The sequence below is a fragment of the Sulfitobacter sp. CW3 genome (assembly GCF_019392245.1).
Lineage (GTDB): Bacteria > Pseudomonadota > Alphaproteobacteria > Rhodobacterales > Rhodobacteraceae > Sulfitobacter.
Genome location: NZ_JAHXRL010000224.1, coordinates 1 through 270 on the forward strand (window position 1 = coordinate 1; position 270 = coordinate 270).

General features: G+C 73.0%; 1 protein-coding gene. It reads right to left on the minus strand.

What is annotated here, in order from left to right; all coding sequences use genetic code 11:
- A partial coding sequence (gene rplP, locus KZZ06_RS20865; RefSeq protein WP_219581871.1) for a 50S ribosomal protein L16 occupies window positions 1-270 on the minus strand: 270 nt, incomplete at both ends.

Sequence of the window (270 nt, forward strand, 5' to 3'; positions counted from 1 at the left end):
GCGGATCGGGAGCTTCGCGGCGCCGAGGCGGAGCGCCTCCTTGGCGATGTTCTCGGCAACGCCGTCGACCTCGAACATGATCCGGCCGGGATGGACCCGGGCCGCCCAGTAATCCGGGGCGCCCTTACCGGAGCCCATGCGGACCTCGGTCGGCTTGGACGAGACCGGGACGTCCGGGAACACCCGGATCCAGACGCGGCCCTGGCGCTTCATCTCGCGGGTGATCGCGCGGCGGGCCGCCTCGATCTGGCGGGCGGTGACGCGCTCGGG